Genomic DNA, 20,742 nt, shown 5'->3' on the forward strand with positions numbered 1-20,742 from the left:
TAAACGGTTCAAACAAAAAAATTACAAGACATTTTTAAAAATTTCTTTCTTCAGCATTTCTAAACTTTTAATCAACGCTCTATCTATCACTTTTTCACGGGGTTGACCAAAATTAAACTCTTCCACAATTACCTCATTTGGCGTAGCCAAAGCTATAAAAACACTTCCTAATTCGGCTTTTTCATCTCCTTTTGTGGGCCCTGCATTTCCGGTTGTCGCAAGAGCATAATCGGTATTCATTAGCTTCTTCACATTTACTGCCATTGCCTTAGCTACCTCAGCACTTACCACAGCATGTTCTTTAATCAAATCTGCAGGAATTCCTAATACAGCTATCTTGGTTTCAGTTGCATAGGAAACCACACTTCCTTTAAAATAACTAGAAGCTCCCGCCACCGAAGACAAACTTGCAGCGATTTGACCACCGGTACAACTTTCGGCAGTTGCAATGGTTTTTTGTTGTTCTTTCAACATTTTACCTACCAAAACCTCAATAGTTTCATCTTCTTCAAAACCTACAATAATATCATTGATAATGGCACTTAAAGATGTCACATAAGAATCAATTGATTTTCCCAATGCTTCTTTATCTTTCCCTCTGGCCGAAAGACGCAAACGTACTCTTCCCGGAGCAGGCAAATAAGCCAGCTTAATAAATTCCGGCAGACTATTTTCCCAGTCTTCAATTCGTTCCGCCACCATACTCTCTCCTTGTCCATAGGTAAGTATCGTTTTATGAATAATATAAGGACGATCGTATTCTTTAACCACTTTTGGAATAATCTCATTTTCAACCAAATATTTCATTTCAAATGGCACTCCCGGCAGCGAAACAAACACCGTATTTTCTTTCTTCATCCACATCCCCGGAGCCGTCCCCACCTGATTGTGCAACACCGTACAACGCGAAGGAACCAATGCCTGATCTTTATTGATTTGAGTAATGGTACGTTTATAAAAACCTTCTATTAACTGTGTCACATGCGCTAAAACCGCCTGATCGACAACCAATTCATCTTCAAAATAATCACAAAATGTTTTTTTGGTAACATCATCTTTCGTTGGTCCTAGTCCACCCGTGATGATTACTAAATCTACTTTGTTTTGCAATTTTTCAAAAGTATCCAGAATATGTTGTTTATCATCACTAATAGAAATCATTTCATTGATTTCTACTCCTATTTTATCAAGGGATTTTGCAATAAAACCCGAATTGGTATCTATAATCTGACCTATTAAAATTTCATCTCCAATGGTAACAATGGTTGCTTTCATTTAGTAATCTGATAATTTGAGTTGCTTTATAAAATAAAATCAACATCCAAAAAATTGAATGTTGATTCTTATGTGTTTTTTTTTCGAATAAAAATTAAGACTTATTTACAAATCGAAGTCTTTCTTAATCTCTTTAATTGCTTCTTTAACCTGCGATTTTATACTATCAAAAGTATGCTCAATATCTTTTCTTTTCCCTTCTTCTTTTGTCCAGGCTTCTACCTGAAGAATTTCCTCAAAAGCTACCGTCATACCCAACAAATCTAATGTTGGCTTAATTTTATGCGCATAAGCATACGCATGTTTGTGATCTTTTTTCTTTATCCCTTCTTTTATTTGAGCCAAATCTTCCGGCACATCATTTACAAACAAGGTTAGAATTTCGTTTACAAACTCCTGATCATTATCTGAGATTGCATATACTTTTGCTAAGTTATAGTTTAAAGCCATTATTTTATTTGTATTCTAAATAGTTTTTGTCCTTCTAAATATCCTTCCAAAACGTCGTTCGGATTTACTTTTGCAACTCCTTTAGGTGTTCCTGTAAAAATAATATCACCTATTTTCAAAGTAAAATATTGCGAAACATAAGCAATCAGCTCATCTATTTTCCACAACATCCTGTTTACATTACCTTCCTGAACGGTCTGATTATTATTTTTCAATTCAAAAGTAAGATTTTCTAATGAACTAAATTGTGATTTAGGTAAAAAATCACCAATTACCGCCGAACCATCAAAAGCTTTTGCTTTTTCCCAAGGCAAACCTTTCTCTTTTAACTTAGTTTGCAAATCACGAGCTGTAAAATCAATCCCTACACTTATTTCGTCATAATATTTATGAGCAAATTTAGGTTCGATATATTTCCCTACTTTATTAATCTTAACAATCACCTCAACTTCATGTTGAATATCCTCTGAAAATTCAGGAATCACGAAAGGATGTTGTTTTAACAATATCGAAGAATCCGGTTTTATAAAAATTACCGGTTCTGCAGGGCGTTCATTTTGCAATTCTTCTATATGGTCAACATAATTGCGACCAATACAAATTATCTTCATTCTTTTTTATGGTTGGGAGTTAGGAGTTGGGAGCTGGAAATTAGAACAAACTTCTTCTAACTTCCAACTCCAAGCTTCCAACTTATTTCGTATTTAACTTTCTTAATTTTATTCCCGTTAATACCTTTTTAGTATATAATGGAAAATCGGCATTTTGAACCCAACTAAAATAACCCGGCTCTTTTTCCAAAACAACATCTACTTTTATTCCTTTATGCTTTCCAAAAGTAAAAATCTCATCTCCATCCTTATCAAAAGCAATCATACCGGCAAAATCAGCTATTTTTTTACGGGTTGTAAACTCCGACAAGAACTTCATATCGTTTTCCAAATCAGGGTAACGCTCTAATTGTGCTTTCAAGATTTCGTAAGTGGCCATCGTATCTGCCTCAGCCGAATGCGCATTGTCTAAACTTTGTCCGCAATAAAATTTTAAAGCCGCACTCAAAGTACGTTCTTCTTTTTTATGAAAAATAGTCTGAATATCTACCGAAACTCTGTTTTTCATATCAAAATCCACTCCTGCACGAAGCAATTCTTCAGCCAAAAGCGGAATATCAAATCGATCCGAATTAAATCCGGCCAAATCGCTGTCTTTTATCATATTGTAAACCTGATTAGCCAGTTCACTAAAAGTAGGTTCATTAGCTACTTTTTCATCGGTAATTCCGTGAACAGCGGTAGTTTGAGGAGGAATTGGAATGGTAGGATTCACCAGCCAGGTTTTGCTTTCTTTATTTCCGTTTGGAAAAACTTTAAAAATTGAGATTTCCACAATTCTGTCTTTTCCAATATCAATTCCTGTTGTTTCAAGATCAAAAAAACAGATAGGTCTGTTGAGTTTTAATTCCATTTTAATAATATATAGCTACAAATATAAAGTTTTGAGTTTGATTTAAACAAGAGTTTAAAAAAGAAAACCCGACAGCTTTTAAAAACTATCGGGTTTATTAATATAAATTTCAAGACTAAATCGTTCTTGTAACATCAAAATTCTCTAAATATTCGGTCACTCTTTTAACAAACATTCCACCTAAAGCGCCATCAATAATACGATGATCATAACCATGAGTTAAAAACATTTTTTGACGAATACCTATAAAATCACCTTCCGGAGTTTCAATGACCGCAGGAACTTTTCGAATAGCACCCAAGGCCAAAATCCCCACTTCCGGCTGATTCAAAATAGGCGTTCCAAAAACACTTCCAAAAGATCCCACATTCGTTACCGTATATGTTCCTCCTTTAGTTTCATCCGGTTTTAGTTTTCCTAATTTAGCACGATTTCCTAAATCATTTACAGCTTTTGCCATACCCACTAAATTCAGCTGATCGGCATTTTTAATTACAGGAACAATCAAATTACCATTTGGTAAAGCAGCTGCCATTCCTAAATTGATATTTTTCTTTTTAACGATATAATCGCCATCAATTGAAATATTCATTCCCGGAAAATCCTTCAATGCCTTAGCAACAGCCTCCATAAAAATAGGAGTAAAAGTCAGCTTTTCACCTTCTCTTTTCTCAAATTCATTTTTATGTTTCTCACGCCATTTTACCATATTGGTAACATCCACTTCTATAAAAGAATAAACATGAGCTGATGTCTGTTGAGAAGAAACCATATAACCCGCAATCAACTTGCGCATTCTGTCCATTTCAACTATTTCGTCTCCGCCGCTTATCGAAACCGGAGCAGCCGATTTTGCCAGAACAGCCTCTACAACTTCTTGTACCGCTTCAGTCTGAGGCTGATTGGTTCTGTTTTTTAAGTATTCTAAAATATCATTCTTAGTCACTCTGCCTTCACTTCCCGTTCCCGGAATTCGTTCTAATTCTTCGATTCCAATTCCTTCGGCAGCAGCAATATTTTTTACTAATGGAGAAAAGAATTTTTCAGAACTGCTACTTTTTATACTTTCAGAAACACTTAATATCTCTTTTGCTGTCTCAATATTTTTAGTAACCTCTTCAATAATTTCAGGAGCTATTGTCTCTTCAATTTCCACCTCTGAATCTTCACCTTCCGTTTCAATGATGGCAATAGTTTGCCCCACCTCAACCAAATCATCTTTTGAGAACAATTGCTCAATCAAAACACCCGAAACTTCACTTGGTACTTCACTATCCACTTTGTCGGTAGCAACTTCCAGCACTGCTTCGTCGGCTTCAATTTTATCGCCTACTTGTTTCAACCAATTGGTAATGGTTGCTTCTGCGACACTTTCTCCCATTCTTGGAAGCTTTAATTCGAATCTTGCCATATTGTTAACCTAAAAGGTAGTTTTTTAATTTCTGCTTGCGAAATTACTAAATTCCTAAAACATAAGTTATATTAAATGTAGCTTTCCTATATTAATTATAACAAGCAACTCATTTTCATAATAATAATCTGCTTATTAATAAAAATCAAATGACAAATCGATTGTTTTTTTACCAATTCGACAAAAAAACGAGATCTCTAACGGAGTATTTTTTTACAATAAATTAACTTTACTTAACATAACAGCCTTCACAAAAGTGTTATTTTTAATTTTTTCACTTCTAAAAATAGTCATTTTTTCAAACATATAAAAACACCCTTAAGATCATTCTTAATCCAAACAAACACCAAAACCATAAAATCTTTTACTTTTGAATAACAACAAAGAACTCTCTCTAAACTATTGCCTCACATTGAAAAAAATATTCTTATTAGTATTCCTATTTGCAATTAGCCCAATTCAATCACAAATTTCAGGTTGTACCGATCCATTATCTAAAAACTACAACCCAATGGCAACTATTAAGGACGGAAGCTGTCTTTATTCTAATATCAAAATCAAACCGGAATCTACCCAAAAACTGAGCGACAGCTTAATAGAAACTTCCGGACTGATTGCTTTCGACAATTTATTGTGGACACACAACGATGATACCGATACAACAATTTACGGACTGGATAACAATGGAAAAATTCAAAAGAAAATCAAACTCGAAAAAGTAAGCAACACCGATTGGGAGGAGATTTCACAGGACAGCAGTTACCTCTACATTGGCGATTTTGGGAACAACTATCAGGGCAATCGAACCGATTTGCATATTCTGAGAATTGAAAAAAACTCTTTTTTAGCAAATCAGCCTATAATTGACACCATCTCTTTTTCTTATTCCGACCAAAAGGACTTTACTATTCAAAAACCGAATAGTACCAATTTTGATTGTGAGGCTTTTATTGTTTCCAAAGACAGTATTTATTTGTTCAGCAAACAATGGAAATCAAACAAAACCGGCATTTATTCATTACCAAAAGAACCTGGAAATCATATTGTTCAATTAAAACAAACTATTGACACTAAAGGCCTGGTTACTGGCGCGACTTACTTAGAATCTAAAAAACTAATTACACTTTGCGGCTATTCTAAGCTCGGAAAGTCGTTTTTATATTTATTGTATGATTTTAAAAACAATGATTTTCTGTCAGGAAATAAACGAAGAATCAATCTCCAATTTTCTTTTCATCAAATAGAAGGAATCACCACAACCGACGGACTTCATTATTACTTAACAAACGAATCCCTGATTCAGAAACCGATTTTAAATGTTCCTCAGCAAATTCATTACTTTGATTTGAGCATGTATTTATCACCTTATCTTAATAAATTCAAAACGGATTAAAACCAACAATTCGCAATTAGTCATTTAATAGCTTACTTTTGCAAAAAAAATTACAGCTGTGAATTACTTATCCGTTGAAAATATCTCAAAATCTTTTGGAGAGAAAACCCTTTTTGAAAACATTTCTTTTGGAATTAACAAAGACCAAAAAATTGCCTTTATAGCCAAAAACGGCTCCGGAAAAACGACCATTATGAGCATTATTAATGGTTTGGATGAACCTGATACAGGACAAGTCGTTTTAAGAAAAGGCATCCGAATGGCTTTTTTATCTCAGGATAATAATTTACAGGACGAACTGACTATTGAAGAAAGTATTTTCGCTTCGGATAATGAGATTTTAAAAGTAATCGAACAATACGAAAAAGCATTAGAAAATCCGGAAGACGAAGAAGCTTATCAAAAAGCTTTTGATGCGATGGATCAGCACAATGCCTGGGATTTTGAAACCCAATACAAACAGATTTTATTCAAATTAAAGTTGGAAGACTTTAAATTGAAAGTAAAAAATCTATCAGGAGGACAAAAAAAGCGTCTTTCTTTAGCGATTATTCTAATCAATCGCCCTGATTTATTGATTCTTGACGAACCTACCAACCACTTGGATTTAGAGATGATTGAATGGTTAGAATCCTATTTTGCCAAAGAAAACATTACGTTATTTATGGTAACGCATGACCGTTTCTTTTTGGAACGTGTGTGTAATGAAATTTTAGAATTAGACAACGGAAAACTATATCCTTACAAAGGAAATTACTCTTATTATTTAGAGAAAAAAGAAGAACGAATTGCTTCTGAAAACGCCAGTATCGATAAAGCTCAAAACCTTTTTGTAAAAGAATTAGAATGGATGCGTCGTCAGCCAAAAGCTAGAACAACCAAATCCAAATCACGTCAGGATGATTTTTACATCATCAAAGAAAAAGCGCAAAGTCGCCGTAAGGAGAATAAAGTGGAGCTGGAAATCAACATGGAACGCATGGGAAGCAAGATTATTGAGCTTCACAAAATTTCGAAAAAATTCAAAGACCGTGTGATTCTGGATAATTTCAGTTTTGATTTCCAACGTGGGGAACGCATTGGAATCATTGGTAAAAACGGAACCGGAAAATCTACTTTCCTGAATTTATTGACAGGAACTTTACCTCTTGATTCTGGAAGAGTTGTAAAAGGCGACACTATAAAAATAGGTTATTACACCCAAAGCGGAATCAACCCAAAACCGGGACAACGTGTCATTGACGTTATCAAAGAATTTGGAGAATTTATTCCGTTGATGAAAGGAAAAATCATTTCGGCTTCGCAATTATTGGAGCGTTTCCTTTTTGATGCTAAAAAACAATACGATTTTGTAGATAAATTAAGTGGTGGTGAATTGAAACGTTTGTATTTGTGTACCGTTTTGATTCAAAATCCAAACTTCCTGATTCTGGATGAACCTACGAACGATTTGGATATTGTTACTCTGAACGTTTTAGAAAGTTTCCTTCTGGATTATCCTGGATGCTTGCTGGTAGTTTCGCACGACCGTTATTTTATGGACAAAATTGTAGATCATTTATTTGTCTTTAGAGGTCAGGGTGTAATTGAAAATTTCCCGGGAAACTACTCTGATTTCCGAGCTTATGAAGACAGTGCCGATGTAGCGCAAAAAGAGGAAAACAAAGCCGAAAAGAAAGATTGGAAACAAAAAAATCCAACCGGAAATCTGACTTTCAACGAGCAAAAGGAATATCAAAAAATCGAACGCGAAATCAAAGATTTAGAGATAGACAAAGCTAAAATTGAAAAACTCTTTTCTGACGGCAAAGTTGCCGACGCCGACATCGAGAAAAAAGCCAAAGAACTGGAAAACATCATTGCTAAAATTGAAACTAAAGAAGAAAGATGGTTTGAACTTTCGGCAAAAATGGAAGGATAAAATTCTTTATCAAACAGATACAAAAAAGCTGCATTATTTAGTAAATGCAGCTTTTTTTATAATCTAAAATCCTACTTTTTCATTGGTGGCAAATCAAATGCCTTTGGCTCGTGTTCAAAATTATTACGGTGAGAACCATCACAAAAAGGTTTATTAGACGATAATCCACAACGACAAAGCCCTAAAGCTGTTCTACCTTCTAATCCGTAAACTTTCCCATCACAGTCCATAATTTCGAAATCACCTTCAATTTTTATTGAACCATTATTATTGATTATTAACTTTGTCTTACTCATATAGCTTTTTTTGAGTCCAAAGATTGCAAAATATATCCTGAAAGCTCCTAATATAATCCAGTTTTTAGAATCCTAAAAGCTAATTTATACCGATTATATTTTAATCCAATTGTAATTGTTGGTTAACAGGAATGTTTATACTTTTTTTGTGAGATTATAAAAAGCAATTTTTTTAGATTAGATTTAGATACTATCTTTGAAATAAAAACTAAAAATATGGATATCAAACAAATTTTTGAAAACAACAAAAAGTGGATTGCTAAACAACTACAAGCTGATGAAACTTATTTTGATAAGTTAGGTGCCGGACAAGCTCCTGAAATTCTTTACATTGGTTGTTCTGATAGTCGTGTAACTGCCGAAGAAGTAATGGGTTTACAACCGGGTGAAGTTTTTGTTCACAGAAACATCGCTAATATGGTCCCTAATACCGACTTGAATTCGATGTCAGTTATTAATTATGCTGTTGGGAGTTTAAAAGTAAACCATATTGTAGTTTGTGGTCATTATGGTTGTGGTGGTGTTCTGGCTGCTATGCAACAATCTGATTTAGGAATTTTAAATCCTTGGTTAAGAAACATCAGAGATGTGTATAGAATTCACAGAGAAGAATTGGATGCTATTACCAATGAAAATGAAAAATACAAAAGACTGGTTGAATTGAACGTTCAGGAACAATGCATCAATGTGATTAAAACTGCCGAAGTTCAAAAAGCAAATAGCGAAAGAAATCTAAAAGTATACGGTTGGGTTTTTGATATTCATTCCGGTGAATTGATTGACTTGAAAATCGATTTTGATGAAATCTTAAAAGATATCACTAAAATTTACAAAATCGTATAAGAGCTTATTTAAATTTTCCATTTAGTACTAATTCAGAAATAGCCCACGGATGTAACGGACTGAACAGATAAAAAACGGATTTTTTAATTTAAGAATCTGTGTTAATCCGTAAAATTAGTTTAATCTGTGGCCCATTTTACAGATAAATAAAATCCCGTCCCGAAATACATCGGAACGGGATTTTTCAATTTTAAACTACTTAAGTAATAGGAAATATTTAATATCATACTGTAAACAACCATCTATAATATAAACATATAAGTCATGTAAGAATTAAATATTCAATGCGCTTATTTGTTACTTAGAGTTATATAAGTAAAAAAAACTTAAATGACTTATATGGTTGAAAAATGCGACATTATTTTGTTCTTACAACTTATATTAAACCAAATCAAAACGATCTAAATTCATCACTTTATTCCATGCTGCCACAAAATCGTTTATGAATTTTTCGTCAGAATCCGCACAGGCATAAACCTCAGCAATAGCTCTTAACTCCGAATTAGATCCAAAAATAAGATCCACACGGCTGGCTTTCCATTTCTCGATACCCGACTTGCGGTCACGACCTTCAAAAACATCCTGAGCATCCGAAGTCGCTTTCCAGCTAACATTAAAATCCAATAGATTGACAAAAAAGTCATTGGTTAATATTTCCGGACGATTCGTAAATACTCCTAATGTAGATTGGTCAAAATTAGTATTCAACACACGCATTCCTCCCAATAAAACAGTCAATTCAGGAACCGAAAGTGTCATTAATTGCGCTTTATCAACCAATAATTCTTCAGCAGAAATAGTGTATTTCGTTTTCATATAATTACGGAATCCATCGGCAATGGGTTCTAAAACAGCAAATGATTCCACATCAGTTTGCTCCTGAGTCGCATCGGCTCTTCCTGCTGTGAAAGGAACTTCTATTTTAGAACCAGCATTGTTTGCCGCTTTTTCAATAGCTGCATTACCTCCTAAAACAATCAAATCAGCCAGAGATACCTGCTTCCCATCAGATTGTGCGTTATTAAATTCCGCCTGAATAGCTTCTAATTTCGAAATCACCTTGGCTAACTGCGTCGGATTATTTACTTCCCAATCTTTTTGTGGCGCTAATCGAATGCGGGCTCCATTGGCTCCGCCACGTTTGTCTGAACCTCTAAAAGTGGAAGCCGAAGCCCAGGCTGTAGCTACTAACTCAGACACAGACAATCCGGAATCTAAAATTTTTGCTTTAAGCGAAGCAATATCAGCACTATCAATTAATTTATGAGTTACTGCCGGAATTGGATCCTGCCAGATTAATTCTTCTTTTGGTACTTCCGGTCCAAGATAACGGGCAATTGGTCCCATATCACGATGCGTTAATTTGTACCAAGCACGAGCAAAAGCATCAGCAAACTGATCCGGGTTTTCATAGAAATTTCTCGAAATCTTCTCGTAAATTGGATCAAATCGCAACGCTAAATCGGCGGTAAGCATTGTTGGCGCATGACTTTTTGATGGATTATGAGCATCCGGAACCGTTCCTGCTCCTGCTCCGTTTTTCGGTTTCCATTGATGTGCTCCCGCAGGACTTTTAGTCAATTCCCATTCAAAACCAAAAAGATTTTCAAAATAATTATTACTCCATTTGGTTGGCGAAGTCGTCCAGGCTCCTTCTAAACCGCTGGAAATTGTGTCCTCTCCATGTCCTTTGCCAAAAGTATTTTTCCAACCCAAACCTTGCTCTTCAATACTTGCTCCAGCCGGTTCTGCACCTACATATTTACTTGGATCAGCCGCTCCGTGAGTTTTACCAAAAGTATGTCCTCCGGCAACCAAAGCTACAGTTTCCTCATCATTCATTGCCATTCGACCAAAAGTTTCCCGAATATCTTTTGCAGAAGCCACAGGATCCGGATTTCCATTTGGTCCTTCCGGATTCACATAAATTAATCCCATTTGAACTGCAGCCAAAGGATTCTCTAATTCGCGATCTCCTGAATACCGTTGATCCTCTAACCATTTTCCTTCAGCTCCCCAATAAATATCCTGCTCTGTTTCCCAAATATCCTCACGTCCTCCTCCAAAACCAAAAGTTTTCAATCCCATGGATTCCAATGCGCAGTTTCCTGCCAATATCATCAAATCAGCCCATGAGATTTTCTTACCATATTTCTTTTTAACCGGCCACAACAACAAACGAGCCTTATCTAAATTCACGTTATCAGGCCAACTATTCAGCGGAGCAAAACGTTGCGAACCTGAACCTCCTCCTCCACGACCATCAGCTATACGATAGGTTCCGGCACTATGCCATGCCATTCGAATAAAAAACGGACCATAATGACCATAATCAGCAGGCCACCAGTCCTGAGAAGAAGTCATTAAATCAAAAATATCTTTTTTTACAGCAGCTAAATCAATTGACTTGAAAGCCTCAGCATAATTAAAATCTTCCCCCATTGGGTTTGAAAAATTAGCATGCTGACGCAAAATATTTAATTTCAATTGATTTGGCCACCAATCGTTATTTGTAGTACCAGAACCGGCACTTTGCTTAACAATACCACTTGAAAATGGACATTTACCCGCACCGTTTGAATTGTTTGTGTTTTCCATAATTATCTTTTTTATTTATTTTTTATAAAGTTGCAATGCTAATTTAATGATGATTTGTTTATTGGAATTAATTTATCAATAGATAAAAACTATACAACAATACTTAATATCCAATTCTGCTAAAGAGGCATTAAATTAATAAAAAATAATATACAAAAAACGAAAGCCTCAATATCAAATAGTTAAAAACACATCCATAGGTACCTCAGTTCGAAAAGACGGCAATTAAAGAAACCATTATTTTTAGCATCTTAAATTAAAAATTACACATTCTTTTTACACTTTAAAAATCAAAACTTCGGTTATTTTTTATATTTTGCATTAGGATTCCAAAACTATAATCATGACCTCAATCACCCGAATTTTTGATTTTCCGTACCATCAACAAGATGAGTTTACTTCAATTCCAGATGCTTTAGCTTCAAAGCAAAATGGCGTTTGGGTAAAAATAAGCACCGAAGAATATATTGCCAAAGCCAATAGCATTTCAAGGGCGCTATTGCGAATGGGAATACAAAAAGATGATAAAATAGCCATTATTTCATCAAACAACAGACCCGAATGGCACATTGTAGATATTGGCGTATTACAAACCGGAGCGCAAACCGTTCCTATCTACCCTACTATTTCCGAACAGGATTACGAATACATTCTGAATCATTGTGAAGCCAGCTATTGTTTCGTTTCTGACGAAGAGCTCTTCAAAAAAATTAACGCTATCAAAAGTAGATTACCGCATCTTAAAGAAATTTACAGTTTTAATCCTATTGGTAATTGCAAAAACTGGAATGAATTACTAGTTCTGGGCGAAGATGAAAGTAATCAGGAAGAAGTAGAATCCCGAAAAAACAGCATCAAGACTGAAGATTTAGCAACCATCATTTATACTTCGGGCACAACAGGAAATCCAAAAGGTGTGATGCTTTCGCACAAAAATATTGTTTCGAATGTATTGGGCAGTGCGTCACGAATTCCTTTTAAAGCAGGTGCTAGTCGCGCATTGAGTTTCTTGCCTATTTGTCATATTTTCGAAAGAATGGTTTTGTATTTATACCAATATTATGGCGTTTCGATTTATTTTGGAGAATCCATAGAGAAAATTGGAGAGAACATTAAAGAAGTACAGCCCACAGTAATTACAGCTGTTCCAAGATTAATCGAAAAAGTATATGATAAAATTTATGCTAAAGGTGCCGAACTAAGCGGAATCAAAAAAGCACTATTCTTCTGGGCAATCAACTTAGGATTACGTTACGAACCTTATGGAGCCAATGGATTTTGGTATGAATTCCAACTTAAAATTGCCAGAAAACTTATTTTCAGCAAATGGAAAGAAGGTTTGGGTGGTAAACTAGAAGTAATGGTTTCCGGTAGTGCCGCATTACAAACCCGTTTGTCCCGAATTTTTGCCGCTGCCGAAATTCCCGTTATGGAAGGTTATGGTTTGACCGAAACTTCGCCCGTAATTGCCGTAAACGACATGAGAAATTACGGTTTCCGCATTGGAACTGTTGGTAAAGTGATCGATAATGTAGAAGTAAAAATTGCCGAAGACGGAGAAATTCTGTGCAAAGGTCCAAACGTAATGGTAGGTTATTATAAAAATGAAACGCTAACAAGCGAAGTAATCACTGACGGTTATTTCCATACCGGCGACATTGGTAATCTTGATAAAGATGGATTTCTAAAAATTACCGATCGTAAAAAAGAAATGTTTAAAACCTCAGGCGGAAAATACATTGCACCTCAATTGATTGAAAACACCATGAAACAATCCCGCTTTATCGAACAAATCATGGTAATAGGCGAAGGTCAAAAAATGCCGGCCGCATTTATTCAACCTAATTTTGATTTTATAAAAGAATGGGCTAACAAAAACAAAACCGACATTGGGAAAAACAATCAGGAAATCGTGACCAACGAAAAAGTGATTGCCCGAATCCAACAGGAAATTGACAGTATTAATAGTAAATTTGGACACTGGGAACAAATTAAAAAATTCGAACTCACTCCTACCGTTTGGTCTATTGATGGTGGCGAAATGACTCCCACACTCAAATTAAAGCGTAAAAATATACTGGAGAAATATCAGGATTTGTACCAAAAAATATATAGTTTTTAGAAGAATCCAAATTACTACTTCAATACAAAAAAAAGAGCTTGTTTCAAATCGATGAAGCAAGCTCTTTTTTTTTACCTCAATTTTTTTTAACAAAAAAACAACTGTTTTTTATTATGCATGCATACTATTTTTTCTTATATTTGAAATAACAGATATGCTAATATCATAATTTTTAATTCAAATTAAAAAGATTATGATAAAAAATAGATTTTCTTTTTGAGAGAAACTTAATAAGCTTGCCACATGAAAAACAAAACAATAGATTACATCTTAAGAGCGACCTGGCAGGCTGTTTCCAGAATGTACAACGAAGAAGCCACCAAATATGGCGCTACGATGGCAACCGGATTTGCATTGTTAAGTATCGATAAAGAAAAAGGAACGCCATCGACGGCTTTAGGCCCTAAAATGGGAATGGAAGCTACAAGCCTGACCCGCACCCTGAAATCGATGGAAGAAAAAGGATTAATCATTAAAAAGAAAAATCCCAATGATGGTCGTGGGGTATTGATTTACCTGACGGATTATGGCAAAGAAAAAAGAGCCTTGTCTAAAAGTACCGTCATTCAGTTTAATGAAAGTATTAAAAAACATATTTCGGACGAAAAATGGGAACATTTTATAGAAGTTGCCGAAACCATCAACAAATTAATACACGATAAAAAAATATTTAATCAATCTGAAAATACAGAAGATGAAACGTACCATTAAAAAAGTTGCCGTAGTAGGTTCAGGAATCATGGGTTCGGGCATTGCTTGTCATTTTGCCAACATCGGTGTGGAAGTCTTACTTTTGGATATTATCCCAAAGGAACTTAACGAAGCTGAAAGTAAAAAAGGACTCACTCTGGAAAGTAAAGTGGTTAGAAACCGAATTGTAAATGAACATTTGGCTAATTCATTAAAATCCAAACCTTCCCCTATTTACAGCGCAAAGTTCGCTAGTAGAATCAGCACCGGAAACACTACGGATGATATGGCAAAAATTGCCGGTGTAGATTGGATTATTGAAGTAGTGGTGGAACGTTTGGATATTAAGAAATTAGTTTTCGAACAAATTGACCAATACAGAACTCCTGGAACTTTAGTGACTTCGAATACTTCCGGAATTCCGATTCATTTTATGAGTGAAGGTCGTTCGGAAGATTTCCAGAAACATTTTTGCGGAACACACTTTTTTAATCCGGCGCGTTACTTAAAATTATTCGAAATTATTCCGGGACCAAAAACCTCATCTGAAGTATTGGATTTCTTGAAAAATTACGGAGAACAGTTCTTAGGAAAAACTTCGGTTGTTGCAAAAGATACTCCGGCATTTATTGGAAACAGAATTGGCGTTTTCGGGATTCAGAGTTTGTTTCATTTGGTAAAAGAAATGGGATTAACCATCGAGGAGGTAGATAAATTAACAGGACCTGTAATTGGTCGTCCAAAATCGGCTACTTTTAGAACGGTAGATGTAGTTGGTTTAGACACTTTGGTGCATGTTGCCAATGGAATCTATGAAAATTGTCCAGAAGACGAAGCTCATGAGTTATTACAACTTCCGGAATTCATCAAAAAAATGGTGGAAAACAAATGGTTCGGAAGCAAAACTGCACAGGGATTTTACAAAAAAGTGGATAAAGATATTCTTTCCTTAGATTTAGATACGCTAGAATATCGTCCAGCTAAAAAAGCTTCTTTTGCGACTTTAGAACTCACCAAAACCATCGAAAAACCTATCGATCGTTTTAAAGTTTTAATCAAAGGACAGGACAAAGCGGGTGAATTTTACAGAAAAAGCTTCGCTGCATTATTTACTTATGTTTCGAATAGAGTTCCTGAAATCTCAGACGAATTATACAAAATTGACGATGCCATGAAAGCCGGTTTTGGCTGGGAAAACGGACCATTCGAAATTTGGGATTCGATAGGAGTTTTAAAAGGATTCGAACTGATAAAATCCGAAGGACACACTGCCGCTCCTTGGATCAATGAAATGTTGGCTTCAGGAAACAATAGCTTTTACACTGTCAAAGAAGGAGCTACTTATTTTTATGATATTTCCAAAAAATCGCAGGAAAAAGTGCCTGGACAAGATGCTTTTATTATTCTGAATAACATTCGCGAAAGCAAAAAAATATGGGGTAACAGTGGTGCTATCATCGAAGATTTGGGCGACGGAATTTTAAATATCGAATTCAAATCGAAAATGAATACTATTGGTGGCGATGTTTTACAAGCTATCAATAAAGGAATTGATTTAGCCGAAAAAGAATATTCAGGATTGGTTATTGGAAATCAGGCAGCTAATTTCTCTGTTGGTGCCAATATCGGAATGATATTCATGATGGCAGTCGAACAGGAATACGAAGAACTAAATTTAGCTATCAAAATGTTTCAGGACACGATGATGCGCGTGCGTTATTCTTCAATTCCTGTAGTAGTTGCGCCTCACGGAATGACTTTTGGCGGCGGATGCGAAATGAGCTTACACGCCGATAAAGTGGTTGCTACCGCAGAAACCTATATGGGATTGGTGGAATTTGGCGTTGGAGTGATTCCCGGTGGTGGCGGTTCGAAAGAGATGACTTTGCGTGCGGCTGATTTATTCCGTAAAAATGATGTGGAATTGAACACCTTACAGGAATATTTCTTAACTATTGCAATGGCTAAAGTCTCAACTTCCGGATATGAAGCTTTTGATACCGGTCTATTACAACACGGGAAAGACATTATTGTGGTGAACAAAGACCGCCAAATTGCTGAAGCCAAAAAACACGCATTGTTAATGGCAGAAGCGGGTTACACCCAGCCTATCAGAAGAAATGACATCAAAGTTTTAGGAAAACAGGCTTTAGGGATGTTCTTAGTAGGAACCGACCAAATGGTTGCCGGAAGGTACATCTCTGAACACGATAAAAAAATCGCTAATAAACTGGCTTATGTGATGGCCGGAGGCGATTTATCCGAACCGACATTGGTTTCTGAACAATATTTACTCGATTTAGAAAGAGAAGCGTTCTTATCACTTTGTACCGAAAGAAAAACATTGGAACGCATTCAATATATGTTGAAAGCGGGGAAACCGTTGAGAAATTAAAAGCTCCGTAGGAGCAAACTGTTGATAGAAAAAGCGTTGCAATATTAATAAGCTCCGTAGGAGCGACCTGTTAATCGATTATTATGGCAAATACCTATTCACAAATTTATATTCAAATTGTTTTTGCTGTTAAAGGAAGACAAAATCTCATTATAAAAGAAAACCGTGAAGAATTACATAAATTTATTACAGGTATTGTTTCAAATAGAGAACAAAAGTTATTAGCCATTTTTGCTATGCCGGATCACGTTCACATATTAGTTGGAATGAAACCAAATATTTCAATTTCAGATTTAGTTAGAGATATAAAAGCAGCTTCATCTAAATTTATTAATGATAGCAAATGGATTAATGGAAAATTTAATTGGCAGGAAGGTTATGGAGCATTTTCATACTCCAAAAGCCAGTTGGATAATGTAATAAAATACATTTTAAATCAAGAAAAACATCATAAAAAACAAACGTTTAAAGAAGAATATCACTCCTTTTTAGAAAAATTTGAAATAAAATATGATGAAAAATATTTGTTTGAATGGATTGAATAATAAACAGGTCGCTCCTACGGAGCTTCCTAACAAATACGCAATTTAATGCTACAAACAGTAAGCCTCTAAGAGGCAAATAGCAGAGGTAAAATAACATCATAATTTATATTTACTGAAATGACCTCGTAGAGGTCAACTGTTTGTAGAAAAAATAATTTGAATTTCAATTTAGCTCCCTAGGAGCAATCTGTAAAACATCAAAATAATAAAACAATGAAAAACACGACCGCATATATCGTTTCTGCCTATCGCACTGCCGTGGGAAAAGCTCCTAAAGGACTGTTCCGATTTAAAAGACCGGATGAATTGGCAGCAGAAACCATCCAACACATGATGAATGAATTACCGGATTTTGACAAAAAACGTATTGATGATGTTATGGTGGGCAACGCCATGCCTGAAGCTGAACAAGGTTTGAATTTTGGTCGTCTAATCTCGTTAATGGGATTGGAAATCAATGATGTTCCCGGAGTTACGGTCAATCGTTATTGCGCCTCGGGACTGGAAACTATCGGGATGGCAACAGCCCGAATCCAATCGGGAATGGCCGATTGTATTATTGCAGGTGGTGCCGAAAGCATGAGTTTTATTCCAATGGGAGGTTACAAACCCACTCCTGATTATGCTCTTGCCAAAGCAGGACATGAAGATTATTACTGGGGAATGGGACTGACAGCCGAAGCCGTTGCAAAACAGTTTAATATTTCCAGAGAAGATCAGGATTTATTTGCCTATAATTCACATCAAAAAGCATTAAAAGCGCAAGCAGAAGACAAATTTGACTCACAAATTGTTCCCATTACTGTTGAACAAACTTTTATTAATGCAAAAGGTAAAAAAGAAACCACATCTTACACTGTCAATAAAGACGAAGGTCCCAGAGCAGATACATCGCTGGAAGCATTAGCCAAATTAAGACCCGTTTTTGCAGCCGACGGAAGCGTTACTGCCGGAACTTCATCGCAAATGAGTGATGGCGCCGCATTTGTTCTAATTATGAGCGAAGAATTGGTCAAAGAACTAAACTTAAAGCCTATAGCCCGATTAGTAAATTATGCTTCGGCTGGAGTTGAACCAAGAATCATGGGAATAGGCCCTGTAAAAGCCATTCCAAAAGCATTAAAACAAGCCGGATTACATTTAAAAGACATTGATTTGATTGAATTAAACGAAGCCTTTGCCTCACAATCCTTAGCCGTAATCAGAGAATTAGGATTGAATCCGGATATTGTAAATGTAAACGGAGGCGCTATTGCTTTAGGACATCCATTAGGCTGCACAGGAGCCAAATTATCTGTTCAGCTATTCGATGAAATGAAACGACGCGGCAATAAATACGGAATGGTTACAATGTGTGTGGGAACAGGACAAGGAGCTGCGGGGATTTTCGAACTTTTGTAAATATTCATTCTTCTTTTGTTACTGCTACGAAAGAAGAATCCAAAAAATAAAAACCATCATGAGATTCCTCCTTCGTCGGAATGACAAGTTGGCTACCTCAATTAAGAAACTAAAAAAATCTGCAAAATGGACAACAAAACAAGAGGGGGACAATTCCTCGTAAAAGAAACAAAATGCGAAGACATTTTTATTCCTGAAGATTTCTCTGAAGAACAAAAAATGATGCGCGATATGGTCAAAGAATTCGTTGATAAAGAACTTTGGCCTAACAAAGATCGTTTTGAAAAAAGAGACTTTGGGTTCACCGTTGAATGTATGCACAAAGCAGCCGAACTGGGACTTTTGAGCGTTTCTGTTCCTGAGGCTTACGGCGGAATGGGAATGGGATTTGTGGATACCGTTTTGGTTTGTGATTATATTTCGGGAGCTACCGGTTCGTTTTCGAGTGCTTTTGGTGCGCACACCGGAATTGGAACATTACCAATCACTTTATACGGAACAGAAGAACAAAAACAAAAATATGTTCCCAAACTGGCTTCCGGTGAATGGTTTGGAGCATACTGCCTTACCGAACCCGGAGCAGGTAGTGATGCTAATTCCGGAAAAACTAAAGCCGTTTTGTCTGAAGATGGTACACATTATAAAATTACAGGACAAAAAATGTGGATTACCAATGCCGGATTTTGCTCTTTGTTCATCGTTTTTGCCCGAATTGAAGATGATAAAAATATCACCGGTTTCATTGTAGAAAACAATCCTGAAAACGGAATTTCTACGAACGAAGAAGAACATAAATTAGGAATTCGTGCTTCGTCAACAAGACAGGTTTTCTTTAACGAAACTAAAGTTCCTGTAGAAAATATGCTTTCCGAAAGAGGAAATGGTTTTAAAATTGCCATGAATGCCTTAAATGTAGGTCGTATCAAATTGGCTGCAGCCTGTCTGGATTCACAACGAAGAATCATTTCGGGTGCTGCCAAATATTCGAATGAAAGAATCCAGTTTAATGTTCCCATATCTAAATTTGGTGCCATCAGATACAAACTGGCCGAAATGGCTACCAGCTGTTATGCCGGAGAAAGTGCCGTTTACAGAGCTGCAAAAAGTATTGAAGAACGAATTGCTATTCGCGAAAGCGAAGGCGCTACACATCAGGAAGCCGAATTGAAAGGTGTTGAAGAATTTGCCATTGAATGTGCTATTCTAAAAGTAGCCGTTTCAGAAGATATTCAGAATTGCTCTGACGAAGGAATTCAAATTTTCGGAGGGATGGGATTCTCAGAAGACACTCCGATGGAAAGTGCCTGGCGTGATGCAAGAATTACCAGAATTTATGAAGGGACGAACGAAATCAACCGAATGTTATCCGTTGGAATGCTGATTAAAAAAGCCATGAAAGGTCATGTGGATTTATTAGGTCCGGCATCTAAAGTACAGGAAGATTTAATGAGTATTCCATCTTTTGACACTCCTGATTATTCTGAATTATTTGCTGAAGAGAAAGAGATGATAAGCAAATTGAAAAAAGCCTTTTTAATGGTTGCCGGTGGAGCCGTTCAAAAATATGGACCTGATTTAGATGAACACCAACAATTATTGATTGCTTCGGCCGATATTTTAATCGAAATCTATATGGCTGAATCTACTATTTTAAGAACTGAAAAATTAGCTAAAAAAGTAGGCGAAGCCAATATCAAAGAACAAATTGCGATGGCTAAATTGTATTTGTACAAAGCAGTGGATATTGTAACTCAAAAAGGAAAAGAAAGTATTATTTCTTTTGCCGAAGGCGATGAACAACGCATGCTATTAATGGGATTGAGACGTTATACAAAATACACTAACATGCCTAATATTGTTGAAATCAGAAGAACTATCAGTGCCAAAATTATTGCAGAAAACAAATATTGTTTTTAGACAAACCTTCTAAATCAAGCA

General features: G+C 35.8%; 16 protein-coding genes. 9 read left to right on the forward strand and 7 right to left on the reverse strand.

Annotated elements, in window-relative coordinates:
• Window positions 1-21 precede the first annotated feature (21 nt).
• From IEV84_RS07970 to IEV84_RS07990, 5 genes are all read right to left on the reverse strand, one after another.
• Window positions 22-1,275, reverse strand: coding sequence for a competence/damage-inducible protein A (locus IEV84_RS07970; protein ID WP_188493756.1), 1,254 nt, complete (start codon window positions 1,273-1,275; stop codon window positions 22-24).
• 105 nt (window positions 1,276-1,380) lie between these two features.
• The gene (locus IEV84_RS07975) at window positions 1,381-1,725 is read right to left on the reverse strand and encodes an Hpt domain-containing protein (protein WP_066324629.1); all 345 of its coding nucleotides are present in this window, start codon (window positions 1,723-1,725) and stop codon (window positions 1,381-1,383) included.
• Window positions 1,725-2,336, reverse strand: coding sequence for a fumarylacetoacetate hydrolase family protein (locus tag IEV84_RS07980; RefSeq protein WP_188493757.1), 612 nt, complete (start codon window positions 2,334-2,336; stop codon window positions 1,725-1,727). Before IEV84_RS07980 ends, IEV84_RS07975 begins: the two co-directional genes overlap by 1 nt.
• Window positions 2,337-2,418: 82 nt before the next feature.
• Window positions 2,419-3,189: a 3'-5' exonuclease gene (locus IEV84_RS07985; protein WP_188493758.1), complete on the reverse strand. Its 771-nt coding sequence runs from the start codon at window positions 3,187-3,189 to the stop codon at window positions 2,419-2,421.
• A 115-nt stretch (window positions 3,190-3,304) separates the two neighbouring features.
• Window positions 3,305-4,600, reverse strand: coding sequence for a dihydrolipoamide acetyltransferase family protein (locus IEV84_RS07990; RefSeq protein WP_188493759.1), 1,296 nt, complete (start codon window positions 4,598-4,600; stop codon window positions 3,305-3,307).
• 412 nt (window positions 4,601-5,012) lie between these two features.
• Here IEV84_RS07990 and IEV84_RS07995 point away from each other — a divergent pair, with 412 nt between their 5' ends.
• Both IEV84_RS07995 and IEV84_RS08000 read left to right on the forward strand, forming a co-directional pair.
• Window positions 5,013-5,993, forward strand: a complete 981-nt coding sequence (locus tag IEV84_RS07995) for a T9SS C-terminal target domain-containing protein (RefSeq protein WP_188493760.1) — start codon at window positions 5,013-5,015, stop codon at window positions 5,991-5,993.
• Window positions 5,994-6,051: 58 nt separating this feature from the next.
• Window positions 6,052-7,914, forward strand: coding sequence for an ABC-F family ATP-binding cassette domain-containing protein (locus IEV84_RS08000; RefSeq protein WP_188493761.1), 1,863 nt, complete (start codon window positions 6,052-6,054; stop codon window positions 7,912-7,914).
• Between the two features lie 71 nt (window positions 7,915-7,985).
• Here IEV84_RS08000 and IEV84_RS08005 read toward each other — a convergent pair whose 3' ends face one another.
• Entirely contained in the window at window positions 7,986-8,210 is a 225-nt protein-coding gene (locus IEV84_RS08005; protein WP_188493762.1) for a CDGSH iron-sulfur domain-containing protein, read from the reverse strand.
• A gap of 216 nt (window positions 8,211-8,426) precedes the next feature.
• On the opposite strand from IEV84_RS08005, the gene IEV84_RS08010 reads away from it, so the two are divergent.
• Window positions 8,427-9,053, forward strand: coding sequence for a carbonic anhydrase (locus IEV84_RS08010; RefSeq protein ID WP_188493763.1), 627 nt, complete (start codon window positions 8,427-8,429; stop codon window positions 9,051-9,053).
• A 381-nt stretch (window positions 9,054-9,434) separates the two neighbouring features.
• On the opposite strand, the gene katG is transcribed toward IEV84_RS08010, so the two are convergent.
• Window positions 9,435-11,651: a catalase/peroxidase HPI gene (gene katG / locus IEV84_RS08015; RefSeq protein ID WP_188493764.1), complete on the reverse strand. Its 2,217-nt coding sequence runs from the start codon at window positions 11,649-11,651 to the stop codon at window positions 9,435-9,437.
• A gap of 343 nt (window positions 11,652-11,994) precedes the next feature.
• On the opposite strand from katG, the gene IEV84_RS08020 reads away from it, so the two are divergent.
• From IEV84_RS08020 to IEV84_RS08045, 6 genes are all read left to right on the forward strand, one after another.
• Window positions 11,995-13,773: an AMP-dependent synthetase/ligase gene (locus IEV84_RS08020; protein ID WP_188493765.1), complete on the forward strand. Its 1,779-nt coding sequence runs from the start codon at window positions 11,995-11,997 to the stop codon at window positions 13,771-13,773.
• Between the two features lie 243 nt (window positions 13,774-14,016).
• Entirely contained in the window at window positions 14,017-14,484 is a 468-nt protein-coding gene (locus IEV84_RS08025; protein ID WP_188493766.1) for a MarR family winged helix-turn-helix transcriptional regulator, read from the forward strand.
• Entirely contained in the window at window positions 14,468-16,858 is a 2,391-nt protein-coding gene (locus IEV84_RS08030) for a 3-hydroxyacyl-CoA dehydrogenase/enoyl-CoA hydratase family protein (RefSeq protein WP_188493767.1), read from the forward strand. The genes IEV84_RS08025 and IEV84_RS08030 overlap by 17 nt, the downstream gene beginning before the upstream one ends.
• A gap of 83 nt (window positions 16,859-16,941) precedes the next feature.
• Window positions 16,942-17,403, forward strand: a complete 462-nt coding sequence (tnpA, locus tag IEV84_RS08035; protein WP_188493768.1) for an IS200/IS605 family transposase — start codon at window positions 16,942-16,944, stop codon at window positions 17,401-17,403.
• A 213-nt stretch (window positions 17,404-17,616) separates the two neighbouring features.
• Window positions 17,617-18,804, forward strand: a complete 1,188-nt coding sequence (locus IEV84_RS08040) for an acetyl-CoA C-acyltransferase (protein WP_188493769.1) — start codon at window positions 17,617-17,619, stop codon at window positions 18,802-18,804.
• 126 nt (window positions 18,805-18,930) lie between these two features.
• A complete protein-coding gene (locus IEV84_RS08045; RefSeq protein ID WP_188493770.1) occupies window positions 18,931-20,721 on the forward strand; it encodes an acyl-CoA dehydrogenase FadE in 1,791 nt (596 codons plus the stop codon).
• Window positions 20,722-20,742: the final 21 nt, after the last annotated feature.

The organism is Flavobacterium palustre (assembly GCF_014639535.1).
In the GTDB taxonomy this organism is placed as follows: Bacteria; Bacteroidota; Bacteroidia; order Flavobacteriales; family Flavobacteriaceae; genus Flavobacterium; species Flavobacterium palustre.